Consider the following 23,820-nt stretch of genomic DNA (forward strand, 5'->3'; position numbering starts at 1 on the left):
AAGGGTAGAAAGTAATAGGTCTTTAAGACCAGTATTAGACGGATATTTACAATGAAAGTTAGTGAATTATGGTTACGTGAATGGGTAAACCCTTCTTTAGATAAGCAGCAGTTGGCTGCACTCTTAACCATGGCAGGTTTAGAAGTAGACGCAATTAACCCTGTTGCAGGTGAATTTAATGGGGTTGTGGTCGGACAAGTGATAAGCACTAAAGCGCATCCTCAGGCAGATAAATTAACTGTATGTGAAGTGAATGCAGGAGCTGGTCAACCCTTAAAAGTAGTTTGCGGAGCTTCAAATGTGCGTGCAGGGTTAAAAGTAGCGCTAGCGCAAATTGGAGCGCATTTACCTGATGATTTAGTAATAAAAGAATCTGTACTTCGCGGTGAATTATCCCAAGGGATGTTGTGCTCGGCCACTGAATTGGGACTATCAGAACAATCTGAAGGAATTTTGGAGCTTGGTGACGATGCGCCTGTAGGGACAGATTTAAGAACCTATCTTAGCCTAAATGATTGGGTATTTGACATTGACTTAACGCCTAACAGGGCTGATTGTTTTAGTGTGTTAGGAGTAGCGCGTGAAGTAGCAGCATTAACACAGATGCCTCTTAAAGCAAGGCCTAAGGAAATTGTACAACCTGCAACAGATGAAACACTCGCCATTAAATTACAAGCCACAGAGGCTTGTCCACAATATTTTGGTCGTGTAATTCGCAATATTAATCCACAGGCATTGACGCCTGTTTGGATGGTTGAGCGTTTGCGACGTGCGGGTATTCGTCCAATACATCCAGTAGTTGATGTGACGAATTATGTCATGCTTGAGCTTGGGCAACCTATGCATGCTTTCGATTTAGAAGCGATACAAGGTGGGATTGTTGTTCGCAGAGCAAAGGCAGGGGAAACTTTAACTTTACTGGATGGACAGGAAGTTAATTTACATGAGCGCGTATTGGTTATTGCTGACAACCAGCATCCCTTGGCAATGGCAGGCATTATGGGGGGGAAAGAGAGTGCAGTGCAGGAACATACCACTGCAGTTTTTCTTGAAAGTGCGTTTTTTAATCCGATAACCATTGCAGGTGTGGCGAGAAACTATGGTCTGTGTACGGACTCCTCTCAGCGATTTGAGCGTGGGGTTGATCCGGGGTTACACCTAATGGCTTTAGAAAAAGCCACAACATTATTACTTAATATTGTTGGCGGAGTAGCGGGGCCTGTATGTTCTGCCTCCAGCCCAGAAGCATTACCACCCCAAACTACCGTATTATTTAACCCGGTAAAAGTTGAGCAAATTACCGGTTTAAGCATTAGCGAAACGGAAATGGCCGCCATGCTTGAGCGTCTGGAAATGGAAGTGGATAGAAACGCTTCCCCCTGGAAAATTAAAGTGCCTTCTCATCGTTTTGATATAAGCCTTGATGTTGATCTAGTGGAAGAAATTGCTCGTTTAAATGGCTACGATAAACTGCCAGGCAGCAAAATGATAGCAGCAGTACAAGCAGGTCGAATAGATCCTGTTGAGGCGCTCGCCTCTCGAATTTCACAATTATTCGTTTCCCGGGGGTATCATGAAACGATTAGCTATAGCTTTGTGGATCCGGAGTTACAAGAAGAGTTATATCCTCAACAATCTAAAATGCAATTGCTCAATCCAATTTCTTCTGAATTATCGCAAATGCGCGCTGGCATGTGGCCGGGGCTAATAGCATCAATGATTTATAATATTCATCGCCAACAAACTGCGATAAAATTTTTTGAGCTGGGGGTGATTTTTGAGCTTAAAAATGAAGTATTACATGAACATCCCTGTATTGCAGGCTTATTAACAGGTGAATATGGCACATTAAATTGGGGTGAAAAGTCGGGGAAATTTGATTTTTTTGATTTGAAAGGTGATCTTCAGGCGCTTTTTGCTCTTTTGCATCTTGATGAGGTTGATTTTCAGGCAGCTGAGCATCCCGCGCTGCATCCTGGCAAGTCAGCCCGAATTAGTATTGCTAATCAGGGAGCAGGATGGTGCGGCGTATTACACCCACGAATTGCAGATGCGCTTGATATTCATGAAGAGGTAATAGTATTTGAGCTACATTTAAATGCATTGTTAAAAGAAATAACACCCCGTTATCAGCAAATCTCTAAATTCCCACAGATTCGCAGAGATTTATCAATGCTGGTAAATAATGAAGTGACTGTCACACAAATTAAAAAAGCAGTGTACGAGATTGTAGGAAGTGAACACCTTAAATCTTTTGATGTATTTGATGTTTATACAGGTGAACATATTCCAGAAGGCAAAAAAAGTTTGGCTATTGCCTTGACTTTGCAGGATGATAAGCGAACGATGATTGATACAGAGATCAATGCAATAATCAGTGCTATAATCAAAAAACTGAATGAAGAATTTGCCATTATATTGAGGGACTAATCGTGAATGCACTAAGTAAAGCAATGATTGCGGAAACTTTATGTAGTGAATTGGGGCTCGGTAAATCGGATGCCAGAGATATGGTAGAGCAGTTTTTTGAAACCTTAAAGGATGCTTTAGAAAACGGTCAGAATGTCAAATTATCGGGGTTTGGTAATTTTACTTTACGCGACAAACCTCAGCGACCGGGAAGAAATCCTAAAACGGGGCAGGCTATTCCCGTAGTGGCAAGACGAGTGGTCACTTTTAAGCCAGGTCTTAAATTAAAAACTAAAATTGAAGAGCGGAGTAAATAGTTCATTGGCTCACTACGTTAAGCATATTTTTTTATGTACCAATCAAAAAATAGCCGGCAAACAATGTTGTGCGAATACGGGTGGTGAACCATTCTTTGAATACATGAAAACTCGCTTGCTGGAGCTCGGTCTGCATGGTCCTGGTAAGATAAGAATAAGTAAATCAGGATGTCTGGGCCGCTGTAGTGAAGGCCCTTGTGTAGTTATTTATCCTGAAGGAGTATGGTATACTTATCAAACTACAGCTGATATTGATGAAATAATAGACAGTCATTTGATAGCAGGTGAGGAAGTAAAACATTTGCTAATCCCTGGTTAATTTGGTTTGGAAATCGCTAAAAACAGACTTAAATACGTTTTCAAGTTGTGTTTTTGGCTTTTCAACTAAAAAAATAGCGAAGAATCTTAAAAGCTTGCAAGAATTTCTAGGATTGCACTTGTAGGATCTTCAGGTTTTGGTTAAAATCGCCCGTCTGATTGAAAGATTACCAATAAAGGCGGTACGGAGTTATTAATGAAAACATTTAGCGCCAAGACACATGAAGTCAAACGCGACTGGTATGTGATCGATGCTAGCGACAAAGTTTTAGGTCGTCTTGCTACTGAAATTGCTCGTCGATTACGTGGCAAGCATAAAGCAGAGTATACACCCCATGTTGATACAGGTGATTATATTATTGTAACGAACGCGGAGAAGGTAACTGTTACCGGCCGTAAATTTAAAGAAAAGATGTATTACCATCACACTGGTTTTCCAGGTGGTATAAAGGCAACATCTTTTGATAAGTTGCAACAAAAGAATCCTGTGCGCATCATAGAACTCGCAGTGAAAGGAATGCTTCCCAAAAATCCTTTAGGTCGAGAAATGTATCGTAAGCTGAAAGTTTATGCTGGTAGTGAGCATCCGCATACTGCTCAGCAACCCAAGCAACTTGAGATTGAGGAATAAGTATTATGGCTGAAAGACAGCAATACTATGGCACTGGCCGTAGAAAAAGTTCAACGGCTAGAGTTTTCTTACGTCCTGGTAAAGGCGAAATTAAAATTAACAATCGCGCTCTGGAAGAATATTTTGGTCGTGAAACATCTTGTATGATTGTGCGTCAACCATTAGAAACAGTTGACGTTATCGGTAAATTTGATATTTACGCCACTGTGATTGGTGGTGGAATTTCTGGCCAAGCAGGTGCTGTGCGTTTAGGCATCGCTCGCGCACTGGTCGCTTATGATGAATCTGATTTGGTTGAGGGTGCTGAGCCTGACCCCAATTCGTTTCGCAGAAAGTTACGTACTCGTGGTTTGCTAACACGCGATTCAAGACGTGTCGAAAGAAAGAAATTTGGTTTGCACAAAGCTCGTCGAGCAACCCAATATTCAAAACGCTAATTTGTTTAGTCCAAAACCCCACAATAGTGGGGTTTTTTATTTCAGCACAAAATAATCCTTTCAATAAAAAATCAGGGCAGAGCATCATTTAAATCATTTTATAGCGTCATCTTAAGTAATTATACATTCCCCCTTTATTTTGCTCAGGCTAATTTCATTTTGCCGACATTTTAGACAAAAAAGGGTTTTGCTCTATCGAAAAGATAGCCTGTCATTTTCAAATGGCTAATTCTTTGTTATAACTGAATTAATTTTCTTGTAAGCTAGCGGAAATGGAACTGAGGGATGAACCAGGATGATACAAAGGTGATTAAAGACAATAATCCCAATCAACAGAATGAGCTGACAGAAGAAGAAATTGATGAACAAAGACGTAAATTTTTACTAACAACGACTGGTATCCTAGGCGGTGTTGGTGTTGCTTGCGCACTTACTCCTTTTATTTCTTCATGGTTACCCAGTGCACAAGCAGAAGCAGCTGGAGCACCCGTACAAGTTGATTTGACTACCTTGGAGCCAGGGCAACAAGTTACAGTAGAGTGGCGGGGCAAACCAGTGTGGATAATAAGACGTACAAAAGAAATGCTGGAAACACTAAAAGGAGCGGAAAATCAACTCCGCGATCCTGAGTCATTAGTAGAACAACAGCCAGTTTATGCCAAAAATCAATATCGTTCGATAAATCCTGAATATCTGGTTCTAGTCGGAATTTGTACTCACTTGGGTTGTTCACCAAAGTATATGCCTGATGTTAATGAGCTTGGACCTCATTGGGTGGGAGGTTTTTACTGTCCATGTCATGGCTCTACTTTTGATTTGGCAGGCAGGGTATTTAAAGGGGTTCCTGCGCCAATTAATTTAGAGGTGCCTCCTTATTATTTTGCAAGTGAACATGTCATTGTGATTGGTGAAGAAAAGAAACAAGGATAATCCAAGATGAATCGATTGATAAATTGGATAGATGCCCGCTTTCCCTTACTCAGTACCTGGAGAGAGCATTTAAGTGAATACTATGCGCCGAAAAATTTTAATTTTTATTATTATTTTGGCTCACTCGCGCTATTAGTCCTGGTTAATCAATTAGTAACCGGATTATGGCTCACGATGTTCTATACGCCTACAGCTGAACAGGCTTTTAATTCCATTGAGTATATTATGCGCGATGTAAATTATGGTTGGCTGCTGCGCTATATGCATTCAACGGGTGCCTCAGCATTTTTTATTGTGATTTATTTACACATGTTTCGAGGGCTTCTTTATGGTTCCTATCAGAAACCACGAGAGCTCATTTGGCTTATAGGAATGGCTATTTTCTTGTTGTTAATGGCGGAAGCTTTTTTTGGTTATTTATTACCTTGGGGACAAATGTCATTTTGGGGAGCACAAGTCATTACTTCCTTGTTTGGCGCTATTCCCTGGGTGGGTGAAAGTGTTGCAACCTGGCTGCGTGGTGATTTCAATGTGGCCAATGCCACGTTACAACGCTTTTTCGCATTGCATGTTGTCGGTGTCCCTCTCTTGCTTTTATTACTTGTATTCTTACATTTGGTGGCACTTCATAGAGTAGGTTCAAACAATCCTCAAGGGATAGACATTAAAAAACAGGTGGATGCCAATGGAAAACCGCTGGATGGTATTCCCTTTCATCCCTATTACACGGTGAAGGATTTTGTAGGTGTTATCGTATTTCTCATTATTTTTTTTGCCATTGTCTTTTTTATTCCGGAAATGGGCGGTTATTTCTTGGAATATGCCAATTTTGTACCAGCAAATCCTATGGTGACACCTGAGCATATTGCACCAGTGTGGTATTTAACACCATTCTATGCCATGTTAAGAGCTATCCCCGATAAGCTTTTGGGAGTAATTGCCATGGGGGCAGCCATCGTAATTTTATTTTTTATTCCCTGGCTGGATAAAAGTCCCGTGCGCTCGATGCGTTATAAAGGGATATATTCAAGAATTGCCTTGGCGGCGTTTATTATTAGTTTCATTATGCTGGGCTATCTTGGCACGGTAATTGTGACGCCTGTGAAGCAAATTTTGGCGCGAATTTTTACCACCATTTATTTTGCATATTTCTTGTTTATGCCCATTTATACGCGTTATGAACATTGTAAACAAGTTCCTGAGAGGATATCCGCATGAGTAAAAGGCATTTATTCTCTTATGTAGTTGGATTGGTGATTGCTACGTTTGTGCAGGCTTCAACCACAGTTGAAATACTTCCTGTCAACGTTGATGTTCGAGATCAGGCGAAATTACAGCGTGGGGCGAAAATCTTTATGAATTATTGCTCTGGTTGCCATGCTTTACGTTATATGCGTTACAATCGTATGGCAGAAGATTTAGGATTAACTACATTTACCGGAGAAATTGATAAAGACCTTTTATTCAATAATCTGGTTTTTACTACTGCCAAAATTCATGATCCTATTCAAATTAGTATGCCTCCAACTGATGCAAGACAATGGTTTGGTATTGTACCTCCAGATTTATCGTTAACAGCAAGAGAACGTGGTCCTGAATGGATTTATACTTATTTGAAAAGTTTCTATGAGGATAAAAAAAGACCCTTTGGCACTAACAATTTATTAGTGCCTGATGTTGCAATGCCCAATATTTTAGAACCTTTAATGGGTAGAATAATTGCGGTGCGGGAAAGTCAAAGTGCAACCTCTCCGGTATCGCATTTAGTTCTGGTGGAGTCAGGGGAAATGACCCTACGACAATTTGATAGTATGCTTGAAGATTTAGTCACTTTCCTGACCTATGTTGCTGAGCCGGTTAAATTAATTCGTTATCGACTGGGAATAATGGTCATTCTGTTTTTATGCGTTTTTTGGGTTGTTGCTTACCAGCTTAAACGAATCTATTGGAAAAAAATCCATTAGGACAATATCGAAATTGCCTTATGAGACGGATAAACGCTAATAATAAATTAATGTCTGCGGTCACGTGTTTATGCACGGTATGTAAAGAGGTATAAAATTGGGTGAGGTTCGCTCAGGCATAAAGCCCCGCAAGTGGGCAAGAGGAAGCAACGCTTGGGTACAAAATTTTTAGATGCGGTTATCGTGGAAAATTATCGGAGTTTATCATTATAAATTTAATTTTGTGGTAAAATAATGCCCTTTGACATACTAAAAGTATGAATTAAACATTGATTGAGGAGTTTGCTGATGGCTATTGTGGCAAAGCGCACGATTATGTCTCTATATTCTGACAGTGATGATATTTATAGTCATCAGGTACGTATAGTTTTGGCTGAAAAAGGTGTAAATGTTGAGATCCTTCATGCCAAACAAGGCGAAGCGCCGAATGATTTGCTAGCAGTTAATCCTTACGGATCGGTTCCTACTCTTTTGGATAGAGAATTAGTTCTCTATGAAGCGCGTATAATCATGGAGTATTTAGACGAGCGTTTCCCTCACCCGCCACTGTTGCCGGTGTATCCGGTGGCACGTGCAGAAGCGCGTAAGATGATGCACCGTATAGAGCAGGATTGGTATTGCTTGTTACAAAATATTAGAGCAGGACAAGAGGTCGAACAGTCCCGTGCTTATCTGCTGGAAAGTCTGGTAAATCTTGAGCCAATTTTTGCAGATAAACCTTATTTCCTTAGCGACGAATTTTCCTTATTGGATTGTGCACTGGCTCCTTTGTTATGGCGTTTGCCGCAATTGGGTATAGAAATTCCAACGAAATCCAAAGGAATACAAGCTTATATGCAACGTCTTTTCAAGCGTGATTCTTTTCAATCAAGCCTGACAGAAGCTGAGAGGCAATTAAGAGCGGCCTAATAATGAAAATGACTTCAAATAAGCCTTATTTAATTCGTGCTATTTATGATTGGATTGTCGACAATGATTTGACTCCTTATATTCTAGTCAATACCAATTTTCCTGGGATTCAAGTGCCACAAGAGTATGTGAACAATGGCCGTATTGTATTGAATATTTCGCCTAAAGCATGCCGTGGATTACATCTTGAGAATGACAGGATTATCTTTACCGCACGTTTTTCGGGGCATAGCATGCAAATTTTTATTGCCCCCGCAGCAGTTCTTGCAATTTATGCCAAGGAAAATGGTCAGGGGATGGAGTTCCCTGATGAGACTCATGAACCTCCACCAGCTACCACAGGTTCAGAGACCAAAGGACGGAAACCTGCATTAACCCTTGTAAAAAAAGAATAAGACTCAAATGCCATTTCTTTTTAAACTCGAGTTATAGCGTTTAAAGTTAATCAATTGAAAATGAATGGTACATGAAGTTTATCAAGGGTTATTGTGAATGGAGCATAAAAAGCTATGACTACTACCAAGAGTTCTTTGTACCAAGTCAAGCAGATTCGTTTATGTGAACAGTCAGCCATGACAGATTTGGGCTTGTCTGAAGATGAACTAATGGAGCGGGCAGGTTTTAGCGCATTTTCTGCATTAACCAAACTTTATCCTGACATTCGCAATATTGCGGTATTTTGTGGAAGTGGAAATAATGCTGGTGATGGCTATATTTTAGCACGCTTAGCTTATGAAAAAGGTTATTCAGTCGTTATTCATCAATATAAAACAGTGGAAGAATTACCTCCTGCAGCCCGCCATGCCGCTTTAACTGCTATTGCTGCCGGTGTTCCCTGTCAGTCGTTAGAGGAAGCCATCGATAGTGAGGTGGAGTTAATTGTGGATGCTTTACTGGGTATCGGTTTACAAGGTATCGTTAAGGGTCCTTTAGTTGCAGCTATCAATCAGATTAATGATAGTAAGCTTCCAGTACTAGCCATTGATATTCCATCAGGATTGAATGCTGATACCGGCGCTGTACTGGGAGTTTGTGTGCGCGCAACCACCACAGTCACTTTTATTGCTCGCAAGCTGGGACTATTTACTCTAGATGGGCCTGATTATTGCGGTAAAATCATTTGTGACAGCCTTGGACTCGATCGCATTTTATCAACCACTCAATCTGCTGTACAAGTTTTGGATGGAAGCTTACGCAATACACTTCTGGTTCCGCGGTTAAAAAATTCTCATAAAGGGCATTATGGCCATGTACTTATCATCGGTGGCGGACATGGCATGCCTGGCTCTGTTTTTCTTACGGCAAACGCTGCATTGCGTGTTGGAGCAGGACTTGTCACTATTGCAACACGTCCGGAGCATGCGAGTCAGGTCTTACCTGCTTTGCCTGAGGCGATGATTTACGGCATAAAAGAAGCAAATGATCTCTCTCCTTTAATAAGTCGAGCCACAATTTGTGTCATTGGTCCAGGATTAGGTGAAGATGAATGGGCCCATGCTTTATTTACTAAAGTCCTTACTTCTCAACTGCCGATGGTGATTGATGCTTCAGCGTTACGTATTTTGGCGACTCATCATCAACAGGATGACAATTGGATTTTAACTCCGCATCCCGGTGAGGCCGGCAGCCTGCTAAATTGTTCTGCTGCTGAGGTTCAGAAAGATCGTTTTGCAGCGGTTAGTGAAATTCAAAGACAATATGGCGGTAATATTATTCTTAAAGGTGTAGGAACTTTAGTTGCTACTGATGAGTCAGAAATCTATTTATGTGCTGCAGGAAATCCGGGTATGGCCAGTGCTGGTATGGGGGATGCTTTAAATGGTGTCATTGCCGGATTGTTTGCTCAGGGATTATCACTTGCTGAAGCAGCTAAATTAGGTGTTTGGCTTCATGCTACAGCAGCGGATACAGCAGCGATTGCAAACGGAGAACGTGGTCTTTTAGCGAGTGATTTAATGTCTTATCTACGTCAGCAGGTCAATGCTGCATCAACGATGGTGAGTGAATGACTAAAACTGATGTAGCTCTTCCGGATGAATATAGCAGCGAACTTCTTGCAGCAAAACTGGCGCAGGAATTAGCGCCACCTTTGATTTTAACGTTTAGCGGAGAAATCGGTGCAGGGAAGACCACTTTCATTCGAGCAATGCTGCGGGCTTTAGGAATCACCACTGCAATTAAAAGTCCAACCTTTTCCCTGATTGAAAGTTATCACTGCAATAAATTTCAGCTACATCATTTTGATCTCTATCGTATTCACGACGAGTCTGAGCTAGAGTATATTGGGTTTAGAGATTATTTTCGTGAAGATTCGGTATGTTGTATTGAATGGCCAGAACAGGCCGGACACTTCTTGAATAAGGTCGATATGAATTTTAGCTTTGCTATCAAAGGTCATGGGCGTTTGCTGTCAATAAAGGCTGCAAGCCCTGTGGGAGAAAAACTGCTGTCTAAACTTGCAGGTAAGGAATGATTAGGCGCCTCTTCGCTTTATTTTTATTAGTGACAAGTTGCTCAATGGTGATGGCTGCAGCAAAATTACTTTCTGTCGAAGTAAAGCCACAAGGAAACAATGGGACTGTACTTTTTACACTGGATAAAGCCGTTGCTCATAAAGTGTTTACGCTTACCAATCCTAATCGGGTGGTGATTGATTTTGAAGAGACGGATCTGGCGGTCAATTTGAATCAAATCAATTTGGGGCACCAATTAATTCGATATATTCGTAGTGGCAGACCGAATCCACGCACACTGCGTTTAGTTTTCGAAGTGAATCAAGTGGTAATGACGCAAACAAAGCCATTACAACGTTCAACGGATCAGCATAGTTTTTCTCTTAATTTAAAAACAGATGGTCAAATTTCTGCGGCAAATAACTCAAAATCTACTGACTATAATCCAGTCCCCCATTATTATGATCCACCTTCTCCTACGTCTCAGAAAGGACAGAAAATAATAAAAAAGGCAGTACCCGTAAAACATGTCCCCAAAAAAACATTGCGTGATGTGATCGTGGTTTTAGATCCTGGTCATGGCGGCAAAGATCCCGGTGCAAGTGGGCCACGAAAAACAGCTGAAAAAAATGTGACATTGGCTATAGCAAAAAGACTGAAACAAATTATCGATAGACAACCTGGTATGAAGGCTGTGTTAACTCGTAATGGTGATTATTATATTGAATTGCGCGAACGGTTAAGAATTGCCAGAAAATATAATGCCGATGTTTTTATTTCAATTCATGCGGATGCGTTTATTAATCAGCAATCAAGTGGTGCTTCTGTATTTGCCTTGTCTCAATCTGGTGCGACCAGTGAAGCTGCCAGATGGCTTGCAGAGAAGGAAAATTATTCAGAGCTAGGAGGAGTTAATTTATCTGAATTGGATGATCAAAGTGGTTTGGTGCGAACGGTTCTTATTGATTTATCTCAAACGGCAACCATTGGTGCTAGTCTTCATATGGGAGAGCGCGTGTTGCGCAATCTGGATAGAATAACCCGCTTACACAATCGTAAAGTGGAGCAGGCACGTTTTATGGTGTTGAAATCACCAGATATTCCATCAATTTTGATTGAGACGGGCTTTATTTCTAATCCACAAGAGGAACGTAATTTGACAAGTCCAGCCTATCAACAGCGATTAACTCAAGCCATTTTTGAAGGATTAAAACGCTATTTTTGGGATTATCCGCCCCATGGAACACGAATAGAAGCTCTGGCTGGGAATAGTAATATTCATTTAGTTCAGCATGGTGAATCATTACCACAAATTGCTTCCAGATATCATGTTTCGGTAGCCGCATTACAAAATGCCAATCATTTGTCTGCAAATCAATTACAAACCGGTCAACGACTTGTTATTCCTACTGTATGAGAATTAAGCAATTACCAACAGCTCTGGCCAATCAAATAGCAGCAGGAGAAGTGATTGAACGTCCAGCGTCAATTGTTAAAGAGTTATTGGAAAATTCTTTCGATGCCAAGGCGACTCTCATTAATATAGAGATTGGTTATGGGGGGTTAAACCAGATAAAAATCAGTGATAACGGTACCGGTATTGTCGCTGATGACTTGCCACTGGCCATCGCGCCACATGCAACCAGCAAAATCAGTCAACCTGAAGATTTATATGCCATCTTAAGTATGGGGTTTCGTGGAGAGGCTCTAGCCAGTATTGCGTCTGTTTCACGCTTAACCATAAGTTCTAAACCGGCAGACCAAACTCATGCAATGAAATTGATTAGTGATAGCCAGCACATTCGACTGGAACCTTGTGCAAGAACTCAGGGAACGACAGTGGATGTGCGAGATGTGTTTTTTAATGTCCCAGTTCGAAAAAAATTTTTGAAAAATGAGCGCAGTGAGTTTCAAGCAATAGAAATGGTTGTTAAACGGTTTGCTTTAAGTGCACCAGACATCACGATTAATCTATCGCATAATCAGAAAAAAATAGTAAGTTTGCCCGCAGCTCATTGTGATCAAAGCAAATTAGGGCGAATCCGTAAAATATTAGGGAAAGCATTCATTGAACAGTCTTACTATATTGATGTTGAGCATGCAGGTATGCGACTTTTGGGCTGGATAGGGAGTGAAACTTACCAACGCAGCCAAAATGATAAACAGTGGATTTATATTAATGCACGGATGGTAAAAGATAAATTGCTTAACCATGCCATTAAACAAGCCTATGAGAACTTGTTGCATCCAGGGCGTTACCCTTCTTGTCTTTTATATTTAACCATTCCTGCTGGGCAAGTGGATGTTAATGTACACCCAACAAAACATGAGGTTCGCTTCCAACAGCCACGGCTTGTGCATGACTTTATTAGTACTCAAATTCAGAGTGTTTTGAATCACTCTAAAGCACCTAAGCAATATGCATTATTAACTGAAAATTACTCGGATACCTGCCAAATTCATGAACCATCTCCTTACCCAACGTCACCAATAACAGGTAGTAATATCAAGGAGGTAATTACTTATGACAATAAATGGATTGACTTGAATAATCATTTTGCACTGGTGTTTTTGCAAGAGGAGCCTCATTTAATTGATGTTGCTTATTTACAACGTCATTGGTTACGAACGTTTTTAACGAAAGAGAATTTGCCACTAAAGAGTCGGCCTTTGCTGGTTCCAGTGAGTCATATTCTTGAAAAGATTAATGTGCAACATTTTGCTGAAATTAAAAATCACCTGGAGCAAATGGGTATTGAAGTGAGTCTTTTAGGGGAAAATACCTTATTTATTAGAAGCTTACCTATAGCCCTCCCGCATTTGGATTTTAAGCAATTGCTAAATGCTATATTTAAAACATACCCTTTTACACAATCGGAACTAATGGAGCTATTGATTCAACATCAAATTTTTGGATTAAGTAGTGCCTCACAGGCAGAAAAAGAAACCTTGATGGCCTATATGCATCGCTTACAGTATGAGAATAATAAAGAACGTGGTGTGTGGCAAAAACAATTGTCAGTAGAACTTTGTAAGGATTTATTAAATGGCTAAGACAATTGTTTGCTTAATGGGGCCAACTGCTTCAGGTAAAACAGCACTTGCTTTTGAGCTGGTGAAAGCTTTTCCGTTTGAAATTATTAGTGTTGACTCAGCCATGATTTATCGAGAAATGAATATTGGCACAGCAAAACCCACTCCTGAAGAACTTAAACGTGCGCCGCATCATTTAATTGATATTTTAGATCCCATTGAAAATTATTCAGCGGCGCAATTTTGTGAAGACACCGTGGAGTTAATTGAGGCTATTTTTCAGCGTGGCAAGCTCCCTTTGCTAGTCGGTGGCACCATGATGTATTTTAATGCACTGCAGCAGGGTTTATCCGTATTGCCTCAGGCGGATGAAGCAGTACGGCTGGAGTTATTGCGGCAAGCCGAGCGACATGGTTGGTCTTATTTACACCAACAGCTAGAGCAGGTTGACCCTCTATCAGCCAAACGAATTCATCCTAATGATACTCAACGCATCCAAAGAGCATTAGAAGTTTACCACCTAACCGGTAAGCCACTTTCTTTTTTTTGGTCAGAGCAGAAAGGGGCAGCAAAGTATCGTTTCATTAATCTAATCTTGTTCCCAGAACAAAGAGCCTGGCTACATGAGCAGATTGCTGCAAGATTCGAGAAAATGTTAAATCAGGATTTTATAGGGGAAGTGGCTCAACTTCTCCAAAAATGGCAATTACCTCCTACTTGTCCCTCCATGCGTTGTGTGGGTTATCGCCAAGTCATTGATTATTTGGCAGGAGATTATAATTATGACACCTTGCGTTATAAAGGGATCGTGGCCACAAGACAGTTGGCTAAAAGACAGTTAACCTGGTTACGCTCATGGTCCAATAGTTTATTTTTTAATTGCCAAAATCCTGCAACGACAAAACGCGAAATCATGGCACTTGTTAAGGAAATCATGGATAATAAGCTTCATAATTTTAAGACCGTATAAGTTTTTTGAGGATTATGATGGCTGAAACCAAAAAAAAACCAGCAAGCACCAAGAAACATTATGTTGTGCATCAACGTGATTTGCCTTTGAGTTGTCCAACCGATGAAATGGAATTATGGAATGCTCATCCAAAAGTTTATCTACCCATTGAAAAAACTGGCTCTGAAGTTTGCCCCTATTGCAGTGCCCATTTTGTTTTAAAAAATGATTAATTCCATTTGTGTCGTGCGTTTATCAGCATTAGGCGATGTACTAATGTTGGTTCCCTTAATTCGTACCTTACAAACCCATTTTCCTAAAGCAGCGATTACCTGGATCATTTCGCGGCCGGCTTATGATTTAGTGGAAGGAATGGATGGGGTTGAATTTATTGTCATTAATAAACCCGATAGCCTTAAAGATTATTGGCAATTTAAAAAGCAATTAAAAGGGCGCTCGTTTGATGTCCTTTTAGCCGCTCAGGCAAGTTTTCGGGCTAATCTTTTATATCCATTAATTCGTGCCTCGCGAAAAATTGGCTATGACCTTTATCGCGCTAAAGATGGGCATAAGTGGTTTATTCATGAAGCCATCAGTGCTGCTAATGGCCATACTTTGGAAGGTTTTTTACAGTTTGCTACTGCGCTAGGAGTAACACAGCATGAGTTACGCTGGAATTTGCCCATTACTCAAGAAGATTTTACATGGGCTCGTGAACATCTGCCTTCCAATGGACCTGTTCTTTTAGTGAATCCTGCAGCCAGTAAACGTGAAAGAAGTTGGCCAGTGGAGAGATATATTGCTGTCATAAAAGAGGCCCAGCAACGCTGGCAAGCCCAGGTAGTTTTGACTGGAGGGCCTGGAAATCTCGATAGAGAATTAGCCGATGAGATATTAAAAAAGGTTCAATGTGTTGATTTGGTAGGTAACACCAGGCCTAAGCAATTATTAGCACTTATTAGTGAAGCGGATGTTTTGTTATGTCCGGATACAGGCCCGTCTCACATGGCTGCTGCTGTAGGAACACCTGTCATTGCCTTACACGCAGTCACCAATTCACAAGTTTCAGGACCCTATACCTTCAGGCACTTAGCTGTGGATTGTTATCCAGAAGCGGTAAAAAACATTCTTAAAAAAGGAAATGCCGAGGATGCCTGGGGGGAAAAAGTTCATGGTATTGAGGCAATGAAATTAATCCAGATTGAAGCGGTATTGGCAAAACTAGAACAGGTAATATTACCCCTTGTTCCTAATCCAATTGATAATTTTGCGAATAATTAACACTTTAAAAGTTGCCTTTATTGAGTAGGTAGATTATTTTTAAATCATAGATAGTATTTCTTGTCCGGCTAACAGAATTCTTTTAGGGGCCAGATTAAGATGTGGTGAGCAAGCTTATTCAGTTAAGAAGCCTGAAATATCTTAAGAGGCGTCCATTTTTGCAAATAGAACCGCGACAAGACTACTATCTAACTCATTTTGTTGTAGCATTGATTCCTCCACTTTTTCCTTTCTGAGAATACGAATAAGTCATTATCTAAGGATTTATTTAGGTTAGGCAAAGGAATAGCTCCGTTTTATGAAATATTACTTATCAATTAAAATCCTTGTGAGTAAATTGTACTATGCTTAGAAAGAGCTTTCTTTGTTATAGGAAAAAATCATGAAAAAGTCTTCGAAAAAATCTTCAAAAGATAAAGCTAGGGAAACCGTAAAAAAAGAGGATTTAAAGAATATTTCTGGTGGTTGTCATCAAGACCCATATAATCGTTATCGAGGAGGAGATGTCCACGATGATAATCGTTATGGACACGACGACGATAATCGTTACCCATATGGTAAGGGTTGAGCAAGTACCACACGACATTATTCATAAGCCTAAATAGCGAAGAGAAAATAATAGTCTCCCTTTTATGAGAGCAAGGTAGCAACTGTCTCTGAGTTAAAAAATTCAAAACAGTTGCTACCTTGCTGTATTAAATCCTTCATCAAACGGATTGAAGCGAATAAAGACGAATAGATGTAGTTAAGACTTGCATCTTACTTCTGTTATTAAGTGCTATCTGGTGGGTGGTGGATTCAGTTGTTGCTACTTCCTCAGCATGTATTTAATTGATATTAGAAGCCGTATGAGTCGCATCGTACTCGAAAATTTAGAGCAGTTAAGAAAGGCATACCTACTAAATGTAAGCCTTGTGAGTAAATTGTACTATGCTTAAAAAGAGCTTTCTTTGTTATAGGAAAAATCATGAAAAAGTCTTCCAAAAAATCTTCAAAAGATAAAGCTAGGGAAACCGTAAAAAAAGAGGATTTAAAGAATATTTCTGGTGGTCATGACTCGTCTGGGATTTCTCGTGATTGGCTTCGGCAAAAGTATAAGGATGAAGCTAGACGTTGGTAGGAGTGGCTTGCTAGGCGATGATAATCTTGAGTAGCGAGGAGAAAAATAATAATCTCTTTTGTAATAGCAAGTAGCAACTTCTCTGAATTAATTAAGACAGTTGCTATCTTGCTGTGTCCGTAAATTAGCATTCACCCTCCGCATTAGATAACCTTAATACATCCTTCATTCTAAAAACCTAAATTGCGATGAGTAAATACTGAATCAGAGCTCTTTAAACTATTAAGGCAAGTTCTTGCTGTGAGATAATTAATTTTTCAAAAAGAGAAGTGAAAACACGATTAGCGGAGAATTAGAGTGACAAAGCGAGGAGAGCATTTCAGTGAACTTTTTTATCATTGGCGCCTTGATAAAGCAAAAAACGAAGAGTCCGTATTACTAACGGTACTTGATATTGATGCTTATCTGCAAACAGTGCTTGATTTAAAAAATATAAAAAATGATTTCCATCATGTTACTTCTCTTAACTATATAGCGCTGAATCGTTATGGAAAAAGAGAGTTTGGTGCTCTAGTGTATTGTAAATTTATAATTCAGGATTATTTTGCATGTGCGGGTGAAGAAGAACAAGTCTTGCTAAATGCCATTATGGAAAATATTGATGGGCTGTATATTCAAGGTCGTGTTGATACACAAACGAAATTAAATTCTCTTATTGCAAGCTGCCATCTTTGGCTTGATAACTACACGCAAAATAGAGTAGACGTCTTTCAAATTAAATCCCTATGTTGTACGTTATATCTTCTCTTGAAAGTATTAGAGATTTTTCTTAAAAATCTTGGTGGTTGGAGTAAACAGTTAGCAAAACCATTTGTTGATCTAAATTCATTAATCCATGCAATAGATAACTTGCTTGCAAAAACAGAAGAGAGATTTAACGCCATTAATACATCAACGTTGCTTGAGGAAAAGTCTATTATTCCCCAAAATTTGGCAGAATTTTTTGATAAAAAATATTTGAAAATTGCCGCAACTAATCCAACTGAGCGTTATGATCTTTTGTTAGAAAAGGTGTCTCTGCTTAAGACGTTAGTGACTGATACTCGTGCAGTAAGTATGACGCTGAAGAAAAGGCATGAGGTTGAAAAGCGAATTCAAAATGCCCAAGCATTGTTAGATTTAATGGAGGATAACGCACGACGCGTTATCGGAAGGAAATATTTTTTAGAGTTAATCGAAGAAAATGATAAATATTTTCAAGACGTAATGAATTGTCTTGATTCAGAGGAAAAAACTGCATTGTTGGAAAAAGTAGAACAGTTAAAAAAACCAACGAGTTCGCAAAAAGTTTATTCATCGGTGCAGTATGGTGTGAGTTATGTTACAGCATTGCCTACCTCAGCGTTTCGCTTGACGGTCCCACAAGATTGGCAGAATTACGTGGTTAGTGTCATTCCCGACACGTTAGATAGTCAATGTAAGGGTGAGTTAAAATTTCTGATTGAAACAGCTTTAAAGAAATTAAAAAAAACACTAGCTGACACAGAAACAGAATTACAAATTCTGGCTGAAAAATTTCCTGCCGACAAAGAACGATATGAGCAATTTATTAAATCTAAAATATCACCTGAAGTCATTGAGCAAATGATAATTTCTAGTGAGGTGATGATGAACAGTCTCGCAATGTATGAAAATCTGCTGAGCTATGCAAATAAGATGCGGGAAATATCTAAGGAAATTTATGCTCTTAATGAAAAAATTGATTGCTTTTTGCAATTGCATAACGGTTTTTGGGTAAAACTTTCTAATTTTTTGGCACGATTTTTTTCAGTTTTTAAAACTGAAACTGCAAAGCTAGTGGGTAAAGTACAAGCCATTCAAAGTGAATTAAATGCTTTAAAGCAAGAATATACAAGTAATTTTAAAAAAGCATGTGACGTTTATTTACAAAAGCAAGGAATCCTTCATCCGCAACTGCATCATTTGTTAACAAAAGAAGCTAAAAGCCTTGGTAGTTTAATCGAAATCCCCAAAAAAGCAGTGATGACCAAGACGACGATGCATGCGTCTTTTTCTCATATAAGACAATGCTTTTTTTATTTAAAAGAAGATGCCGTACAATTGGCAGAAACTAACCGTGTTCCTTTGAGGATATAGTTAATTCAATTAACCAGGGTTAGGAGAATATTTTGGAACCATTATTTTTCTCGGCAGGATTGATTGCACTTGCTGAATTTGGGGATAAAACGCAATTGCTTGCTTTTATATTGGCAACGCGATTTAAGCGTCCATTGCCCATTATACTTGCAATTTTGCTCGCTACATTAGCTAATCATGGACTTGCCGGTGTTATAGGAGTATGGATTACCTCTACACTGAGTCCTCAAAGTCTTCGTTGGATACTGGGTCTTTCCTTCATTGCGATGGCTATTTGGAGTTTAATTCCTGATGATATCGGTACCAATGAGACCAAAATAGCGTCCAAGGTGGGGGTTTTTACAGCTACGTTTGTAAGTTTTTTTTTAGCGGAAATGGGTGATAAAACCCAGGTGGCGACCATTGCTTTAACTGCCCACTATCACACCCCTTTTATGATCATTCTGGGAACAACCTTGGGTATGTTGCTGGCTGATGTCCCTGCAGTTTTTATAGGCGAAAAGCTGGCAGAAAAATTGCCAATGACTCTGATTCGCCTTAGTGCTGCAAGCTTATTTTTATTAATAGCGTTTGTGACACTCATGCAATTTGATAAATTTATTTTTAACTAACAGTGATTTCACGAGCATGATAGCCTTCTAAAATAGACAGTGCTTCCTTTATTTGTTTGTCAGAAGTCACTGTAATCCAAAGTACAAAGCCACCTTTTCTTTCTTGGCGTCTTATTTGTTTGAGTTGACGTTTGCTAATATATTTCGCTAAAAATGCTCCAGCTACAGCCCCAATAACGGCTCCTAAAACGCCATAGAATAGATTGTCTGAAGGAGAACGCACATCACCAATTAAAAAGACACCGATAGTAACGCAGATAAATACCGGAATGGCAAAGGAAAATCCTACGACCCATCCAAAATCATCCCTTAAAAAATGTTCTTTTTTCGGTGGTCTGGCGCTTTCTTGAATTTTATCGGGTTTCACATAAGGTTGGCCATATTTTTCAGCCATTTTTTCGGGTGGTCCTTGTACACTAATATCATGACGTGCTACTGTTTTTTCAGTTAATTTAGCGATAACTCTTTCTAAAACACTTTCACTACTGATAATTGCGCTTATCGTTTTATTAGGTGCATTGACCATGCCTATCTCCTTGTTACCCAGGATTGTTAAAATTTCTTTTGTTGTTTGCTGACTCTCTTTATGCTCTGCCAGTTTTATTGAAAGGCTTTATACTTACATTATAGTCAATGGAGATTAAGCTTAGGGAGCTCATCATGGTTAACTATACAGTAGGACACATGTCTCCGACTGAAGTAGGCTATGCTATAGAGTGGGCAGCCAAAGAGGGATGGAATCCAGGACTGCATGATGCAAGCTGTTTTTATCAAACGGATCCGCAAGGGTTTTTTGTTGGAAAATTGGATGGCAAAATTATTGCTATTGGTTCAGCCGTCATTTATGACGAACATTTTGCCTTTTGTGGTTTTTACATTGTGGATAAAGCATTTCGCGGGAAAGGGTACGGCTTGGCATTAACCAAGGCTCGTTTGGCCTATATTGGAGACCGTAATGCTGGTTTGGACGGTGTGATTAATATGACCGATAAATATGCCAACCTTGGTTATAAAATTGCCCATACCAACAGCCGCTATACGGGAATTTCTTATTCTTCACTTGAGAAACATAATCCTGCGATCGTTCCATTGGCAGCAGTTGATTTTGCTCAGCTACTTGCCTATGACCGCTTGCATTTCCCCGCTTTGCGTGCCACTTTTTTAAAATGCTGGATTAACCAACCAGAAGGCGCAAGCCTTGGCTATGTTAGTTCTGGCAGGCTTTTAGGTTATGGGGTCATAAGGGCATGTCGAAGCGGTTTTAAAGTCGGGCCGCTGTTTGCTGATTCACCAGAAATTGCAGAAGAATTATTTTTAAACTTAGTCTTTCATGCGCAGGGTAAAGCATTTTATTTGGATATTCCTGAAAATAATCCTCATGCTAAAGCCTTAGTGAAACGCTATCAATTAAACAAAGTATTCGCAACAGCAAGAATGTATTTAAAGGGTGAGCCGCGTTTACCCATTGAGCAAATTTATGGCATTACTACTTTTGAACTGGGATGATTATGCACCGACAAATGGTGGGTTATGGGGCTAATCCTCTGCAAATTTTCTGGCCAAATCATGCGAAAATTGCAGTTAATTTTGTTCTTAATTATGAGGAAGGAGCGGAGCTTTCTCCTGTCAATGGGGATAAATTTGCAGAAGAGTATGGTGGGGAATTTACGCTGGCTAAAAAACCAGCTGGTATGCGTAATCGCAGCATGGAATCCTTGTTTGAGTATGGCAGTCGTACTGGTGTATGGCGATTAATTCGCTTATTTGATTCAGAAAATATTCCTTTAACCTTCTTCATGACGGGTTTGGCTTTAACCTTAAATCCTGAATTAAGTAGTTATCTGAAAAAATCATCGCATGAGCTTGCAGGGCATGGATGGCGATGGATAGATTATGCACTAATTTCTAAAGAAGAAGAAAAAGAGCATATTAGAAACTGTTGCCACACCATAAAAAAATTGACTGGGAAGACCGTTGAAGGATGGTATTCTGGCCGACGTAGCGAGAATACCAGAAATTTATTGCTTGAGATTGGAGGTTTTATTTATGATTCAGATAGTTACGCTGATGATTTACCCTATTTTGAAGGAAATCATTTAATCGTTCCCTATACGCTTGATTGTAATGACTTTCGCTTCAGTACATCTCCTGGGTTTAGTTACGGCAATGAGTTTTTTCTTCATTTAAAAAATACACTGGACTATCTTTATGCGGAACAAAGAGCAGCGATGATGACTATCGGTTTGCATTCTCGGATAAGTGGACATCCGGGGCGTAGTATGGCAGTAAAACAATTTATTGATTATCTGAAGCAGTTTCCCGATATTTGGATAGCGCGGCGCATTGATATTGCTCGTCATTGGCTTGCGCAATCTCCTCATTCGGCATGACTATTTCTGTCCTGATTACATCTCTGCCTACACCCGCGGCTTGTCCTTGTCCGCGGGTCTGTCTCAGTATCCTGTATTATGCAGATTCTATATTCGCAGTTAATTGCTCATGCACATTACTATCAATGAGAACGTGTTGAGACATCTGTAGAATAAAAATACTGAGTGGGAGTATTAATAAACTGTCTAAAGGAAATTGTAAAACGCCTGTTCCTCCAAAAGAACCAAAATAAGAGACAGTTAACATCGCTGCCATGTAAAAAGCAAACCAATAAAGACTGGGGCTGCAATCACTTAATTGTCGTTTTTGATAAGCTAAATTAATAATAAAGCCAATCAATAAGGCTAAACTTAATTTCCATAAAATATCAAATCCACACCAATACAACATTAAATTGCATATGTAGAAAGCTATATGAGAAAAAAACATGCTTCCATGGAGTTTAAAAGGCCTCTCCCGCGAGGGTTGAAGTTGGCGCATTGCCAATAGACAAATAGGACCAATCCCATAAGATAAAATACTACAGGAAGACAGGAAGGCCACCATTTTTTGCCAGCCAGGGAAAGGAAGGAATGATAAAATACCCACTAGAAAATTCGCATACAAAGTCACATAGGGAATTTTATGTTTGTTGAGCTTTAAAAAAAATTCTGGGAGGTGTTTGTTTTGTGACATACCATATAAAATGCGTGAGGTAGCGGCAGTATAAACTAAAGTGGTGCCAAAAGGGGAAAAGGCTGCATCAAACATCAGAAGCATAGCTACCAAGCCCAGCCCTAAAAGTAGTGTTAAGCCGACTAGAGGACCACTGTCGCCAGGAAAACTAAGATTATGCCATCCCTCCTTTAAATAGGATTTGGGGATAGCAGCTAGGAAACTAAGCTGCAGCATGAAATAAAGCACAAACCCCACTAATACAGCGCCAACAATGGCAATAGGAATATTACGTTGAGGATTTTGCACTTCACCAGCAAGCATTAAGCCATTTTGAAAACCGGTAAATGCAAATGCAATACCGCCTGCTGAAAGCGCAGTAAAAATCTGTATCCAGGCCTCCTTGGTGGTTAGCTGTAGATTAATATTGCTCATAGAAGGGGCACTTGAAAGTAAGGCAACAATGGCTAGACCCGGGACCAAAAATTTTATGATGCTTGCAAATTTATTACACTCTGCCAATAATTTGATTCCATAAGAGTTTAAAAGAACCACAAACAGCATTATACCCATGGCTACTACATAACCTATCCCGGATAAGCTAAAGGATTCTGCACCCTTAACAACGAGTGATGGAAAAAAATGACTGGAATATTGTAAAATAGCTTGAATTTCAATAGGAGTCATTACCACATAAGATAGCCAGGACGTCCAGGCAAATAAAAAACCAACATCCTTTCCATGGGTAAAACTGGGGTAATTGGTCATGCCACCGGAAATAGGAAACATGGCGCCTAATTCGCATAATGGCAAAGCAATAAATAACATAAACAAGGCAGCAATAATCCAACTAACTAGAGCATTACTTCCCGCCATTTGAGCACTGATAAAAGGACTAAATAGCCAACCGGAGCCGACCATACCTCCAGCCGCAGCGATTAATACATTGGTTCGAGAAATATCACGTTTTAGCATTGCTTTTTCCTTATAGCGAATGCACTGAAACCTGTTATTCGCAGTTTAACTGTTATTCGCAGTTTAAGTAGGGTGAAGAGAATAAAAAGGCAAAACGGCTATTTTTTTTATTCTTTCATAAAAGACCGACATTTAAAAGAATTTTTAGCAGGGTACAGGACAAGGATCATACCATCTTGAATTAGTTTCACACGATTTATCTTGCACCAATTACCGTCACCCTGAACAAAGCGAAGGATCCTCAGCAGATAAAATCTCGCTCTTTGACGAAGAAAATGCTTTAAGTGACGATGTCGCGGTGGCAGGAGTTGAAAATAGAAGTTTGTAATCCCTTGCCATAC

General features: G+C 39.7%; 25 protein-coding genes. 23 read left to right on the top strand and 2 right to left on the bottom strand.

The window, feature by feature from the left end:
• Positions 1-51: 51 nt before the first annotated feature.
• The 21 genes from pheT (at position 52) to clem_RS02580 (ending at position 19,459) form a co-directional block, all read left to right on the top strand.
• Positions 52-2,430, top strand: a complete 2,379-nt coding sequence (gene pheT / locus clem_RS02485; RefSeq protein ID WP_094090167.1) for a phenylalanine--tRNA ligase subunit beta — start codon at positions 52-54, stop codon at positions 2,428-2,430.
• A gap of 2 nt (positions 2,431-2,432) precedes the next feature.
• On the top strand, positions 2,433-2,726 hold the full coding sequence (locus clem_RS02490; RefSeq protein ID WP_094090168.1) for an integration host factor subunit alpha: 294 nt from the start codon (positions 2,433-2,435) through the stop codon (positions 2,724-2,726).
• A gap of 4 nt (positions 2,727-2,730) precedes the next feature.
• Complete coding sequence (locus clem_RS02495) at positions 2,731-3,045, top strand: (2Fe-2S) ferredoxin domain-containing protein (protein WP_094090169.1); 315 nt, start codon at positions 2,731-2,733, stop codon at positions 3,043-3,045.
• A gap of 195 nt (positions 3,046-3,240) precedes the next feature.
• Complete coding sequence (gene rplM, locus clem_RS02500) at positions 3,241-3,675, top strand: 50S ribosomal protein L13 (protein ID WP_094090170.1); 435 nt, start codon at positions 3,241-3,243, stop codon at positions 3,673-3,675.
• A 5-nt stretch (positions 3,676-3,680) separates the two neighbouring features.
• Positions 3,681-4,112 carry a 30S ribosomal protein S9 gene (gene rpsI, locus clem_RS02505; RefSeq protein ID WP_094090171.1) on the top strand — a complete coding sequence of 144 codons (432 nt, stop codon included), beginning with the start codon at positions 3,681-3,683 and terminating at the stop codon, positions 4,110-4,112.
• A gap of 285 nt (positions 4,113-4,397) precedes the next feature.
• Entirely contained in the window at positions 4,398-5,042 is a 645-nt protein-coding gene (petA, locus tag clem_RS02510; RefSeq protein ID WP_094090172.1) for a ubiquinol-cytochrome c reductase iron-sulfur subunit, read from the top strand.
• Positions 5,043-5,048: 6 nt separating this feature from the next.
• Complete coding sequence (locus clem_RS02515; protein WP_094090173.1) at positions 5,049-6,260, top strand: cytochrome b; 1,212 nt, start codon at positions 5,049-5,051, stop codon at positions 6,258-6,260.
• Positions 6,257-7,006, top strand: coding sequence for a cytochrome c1 (locus tag clem_RS02520; RefSeq protein ID WP_094090174.1), 750 nt, complete (start codon positions 6,257-6,259; stop codon positions 7,004-7,006). Before clem_RS02515 ends, clem_RS02520 begins: the two co-directional genes overlap by 4 nt.
• A 288-nt stretch (positions 7,007-7,294) precedes the next feature.
• Complete coding sequence (gene sspA / locus clem_RS02525) at positions 7,295-7,915, top strand: stringent starvation protein SspA (RefSeq protein WP_094090175.1); 621 nt, start codon at positions 7,295-7,297, stop codon at positions 7,913-7,915.
• A 2-nt stretch (positions 7,916-7,917) separates the two neighbouring features.
• Positions 7,918-8,310: a ClpXP protease specificity-enhancing factor gene (locus clem_RS02530; protein ID WP_094090176.1), complete on the top strand. Its 393-nt coding sequence runs from the start codon at positions 7,918-7,920 to the stop codon at positions 8,308-8,310.
• 114 nt (positions 8,311-8,424) lie between these two features.
• Positions 8,425-9,924, top strand: coding sequence for an NAD(P)H-hydrate dehydratase (locus tag clem_RS02535; RefSeq protein ID WP_094090177.1), 1,500 nt, complete (start codon positions 8,425-8,427; stop codon positions 9,922-9,924).
• Positions 9,921-10,388: a tRNA (adenosine(37)-N6)-threonylcarbamoyltransferase complex ATPase subunit type 1 TsaE gene (tsaE, locus tag clem_RS02540; protein WP_094090178.1), complete on the top strand. Its 468-nt coding sequence runs from the start codon at positions 9,921-9,923 to the stop codon at positions 10,386-10,388. The genes clem_RS02535 and tsaE overlap by 4 nt, the downstream gene beginning before the upstream one ends.
• Positions 10,385-11,785, top strand: coding sequence for an N-acetylmuramoyl-L-alanine amidase (locus clem_RS02545; RefSeq protein ID WP_094090179.1), 1,401 nt, complete (start codon positions 10,385-10,387; stop codon positions 11,783-11,785). The genes tsaE and clem_RS02545 overlap by 4 nt, the downstream gene beginning before the upstream one ends.
• A complete protein-coding gene (gene mutL / locus clem_RS02550; RefSeq protein WP_094090180.1) occupies positions 11,782-13,422 on the top strand; it encodes a DNA mismatch repair endonuclease MutL in 1,641 nt (546 codons plus the stop codon). Before clem_RS02545 ends, mutL begins: the two co-directional genes overlap by 4 nt.
• Positions 13,415-14,371 (top strand): tRNA (adenosine(37)-N6)-dimethylallyltransferase MiaA, encoded by a 957-nt coding sequence (gene miaA, locus clem_RS02555; RefSeq protein WP_094090181.1) that lies wholly within the window; start codon positions 13,415-13,417, stop codon positions 14,369-14,371. The genes mutL and miaA overlap by 8 nt, the downstream gene beginning before the upstream one ends.
• A gap of 17 nt (positions 14,372-14,388) precedes the next feature.
• A complete protein-coding gene (locus clem_RS02560) occupies positions 14,389-14,583 on the top strand; it encodes a zinc-finger domain-containing protein (protein ID WP_094090182.1) in 195 nt (64 codons plus the stop codon).
• A complete protein-coding gene (locus tag clem_RS02565; protein ID WP_094090183.1) occupies positions 14,576-15,631 on the top strand; it encodes a glycosyltransferase family 9 protein in 1,056 nt (351 codons plus the stop codon). The genes clem_RS02560 and clem_RS02565 overlap by 8 nt, the downstream gene beginning before the upstream one ends.
• A 382-nt stretch (positions 15,632-16,013) precedes the next feature.
• Positions 16,014-16,199: a hypothetical protein gene (locus clem_RS02570; RefSeq protein WP_094090184.1), complete on the top strand. Its 186-nt coding sequence runs from the start codon at positions 16,014-16,016 to the stop codon at positions 16,197-16,199.
• Positions 16,200-16,598: 399 nt separating this feature from the next.
• On the top strand, positions 16,599-16,751 hold the full coding sequence (locus clem_RS14745; RefSeq protein WP_157698155.1) for a hypothetical protein: 153 nt from the start codon (positions 16,599-16,601) through the stop codon (positions 16,749-16,751).
• A gap of 297 nt (positions 16,752-17,048) precedes the next feature.
• Positions 17,049-18,848 (top strand): hypothetical protein, encoded by a 1,800-nt coding sequence (locus tag clem_RS02575; protein WP_094090185.1) that lies wholly within the window; start codon positions 17,049-17,051, stop codon positions 18,846-18,848.
• Positions 18,849-18,880: 32 nt separating this feature from the next.
• Positions 18,881-19,459 carry a TMEM165/GDT1 family protein gene (locus tag clem_RS02580; RefSeq protein WP_094090186.1) on the top strand — a complete coding sequence of 193 codons (579 nt, stop codon included), beginning with the start codon at positions 18,881-18,883 and terminating at the stop codon, positions 19,457-19,459.
• On the opposite strand, the gene clem_RS02585 is transcribed toward clem_RS02580, so the two are convergent.
• Entirely contained in the window at positions 19,452-19,985 is a 534-nt protein-coding gene (locus tag clem_RS02585; RefSeq protein WP_094090187.1) for an AtpZ/AtpI family protein, read from the bottom strand. The two genes, clem_RS02580 and clem_RS02585, sit on opposite strands and share 8 nt — an antisense overlap.
• 131 nt (positions 19,986-20,116) lie before the next feature.
• Here clem_RS02585 and clem_RS02590 point away from each other — a divergent pair, with 131 nt between their 5' ends.
• On the top strand, positions 20,117-20,965 hold the full coding sequence (locus clem_RS02590) for a GNAT family N-acetyltransferase (protein ID WP_198333238.1): 849 nt from the start codon (positions 20,117-20,119) through the stop codon (positions 20,963-20,965).
• A gap of 2 nt (positions 20,966-20,967) precedes the next feature.
• Entirely contained in the window at positions 20,968-21,849 is an 882-nt protein-coding gene (locus clem_RS02595) for a polysaccharide deacetylase family protein (protein ID WP_094092248.1), read from the top strand.
• A gap of 76 nt (positions 21,850-21,925) precedes the next feature.
• Here the strand turns inward: clem_RS02595 and clem_RS02600 are convergent, their stop codons facing one another.
• Complete coding sequence (locus clem_RS02600; protein WP_094090189.1) at positions 21,926-23,479, bottom strand: APC family permease; 1,554 nt, start codon at positions 23,477-23,479, stop codon at positions 21,926-21,928.
• Positions 23,480-23,820 lie beyond the last annotated feature (341 nt).

The sequence above is a fragment of the Legionella clemsonensis genome (genome assembly GCF_002240035.1).
GTDB classification, from domain to species: Bacteria; Pseudomonadota; Gammaproteobacteria; order Legionellales; family Legionellaceae; genus Tatlockia; species Tatlockia clemsonensis.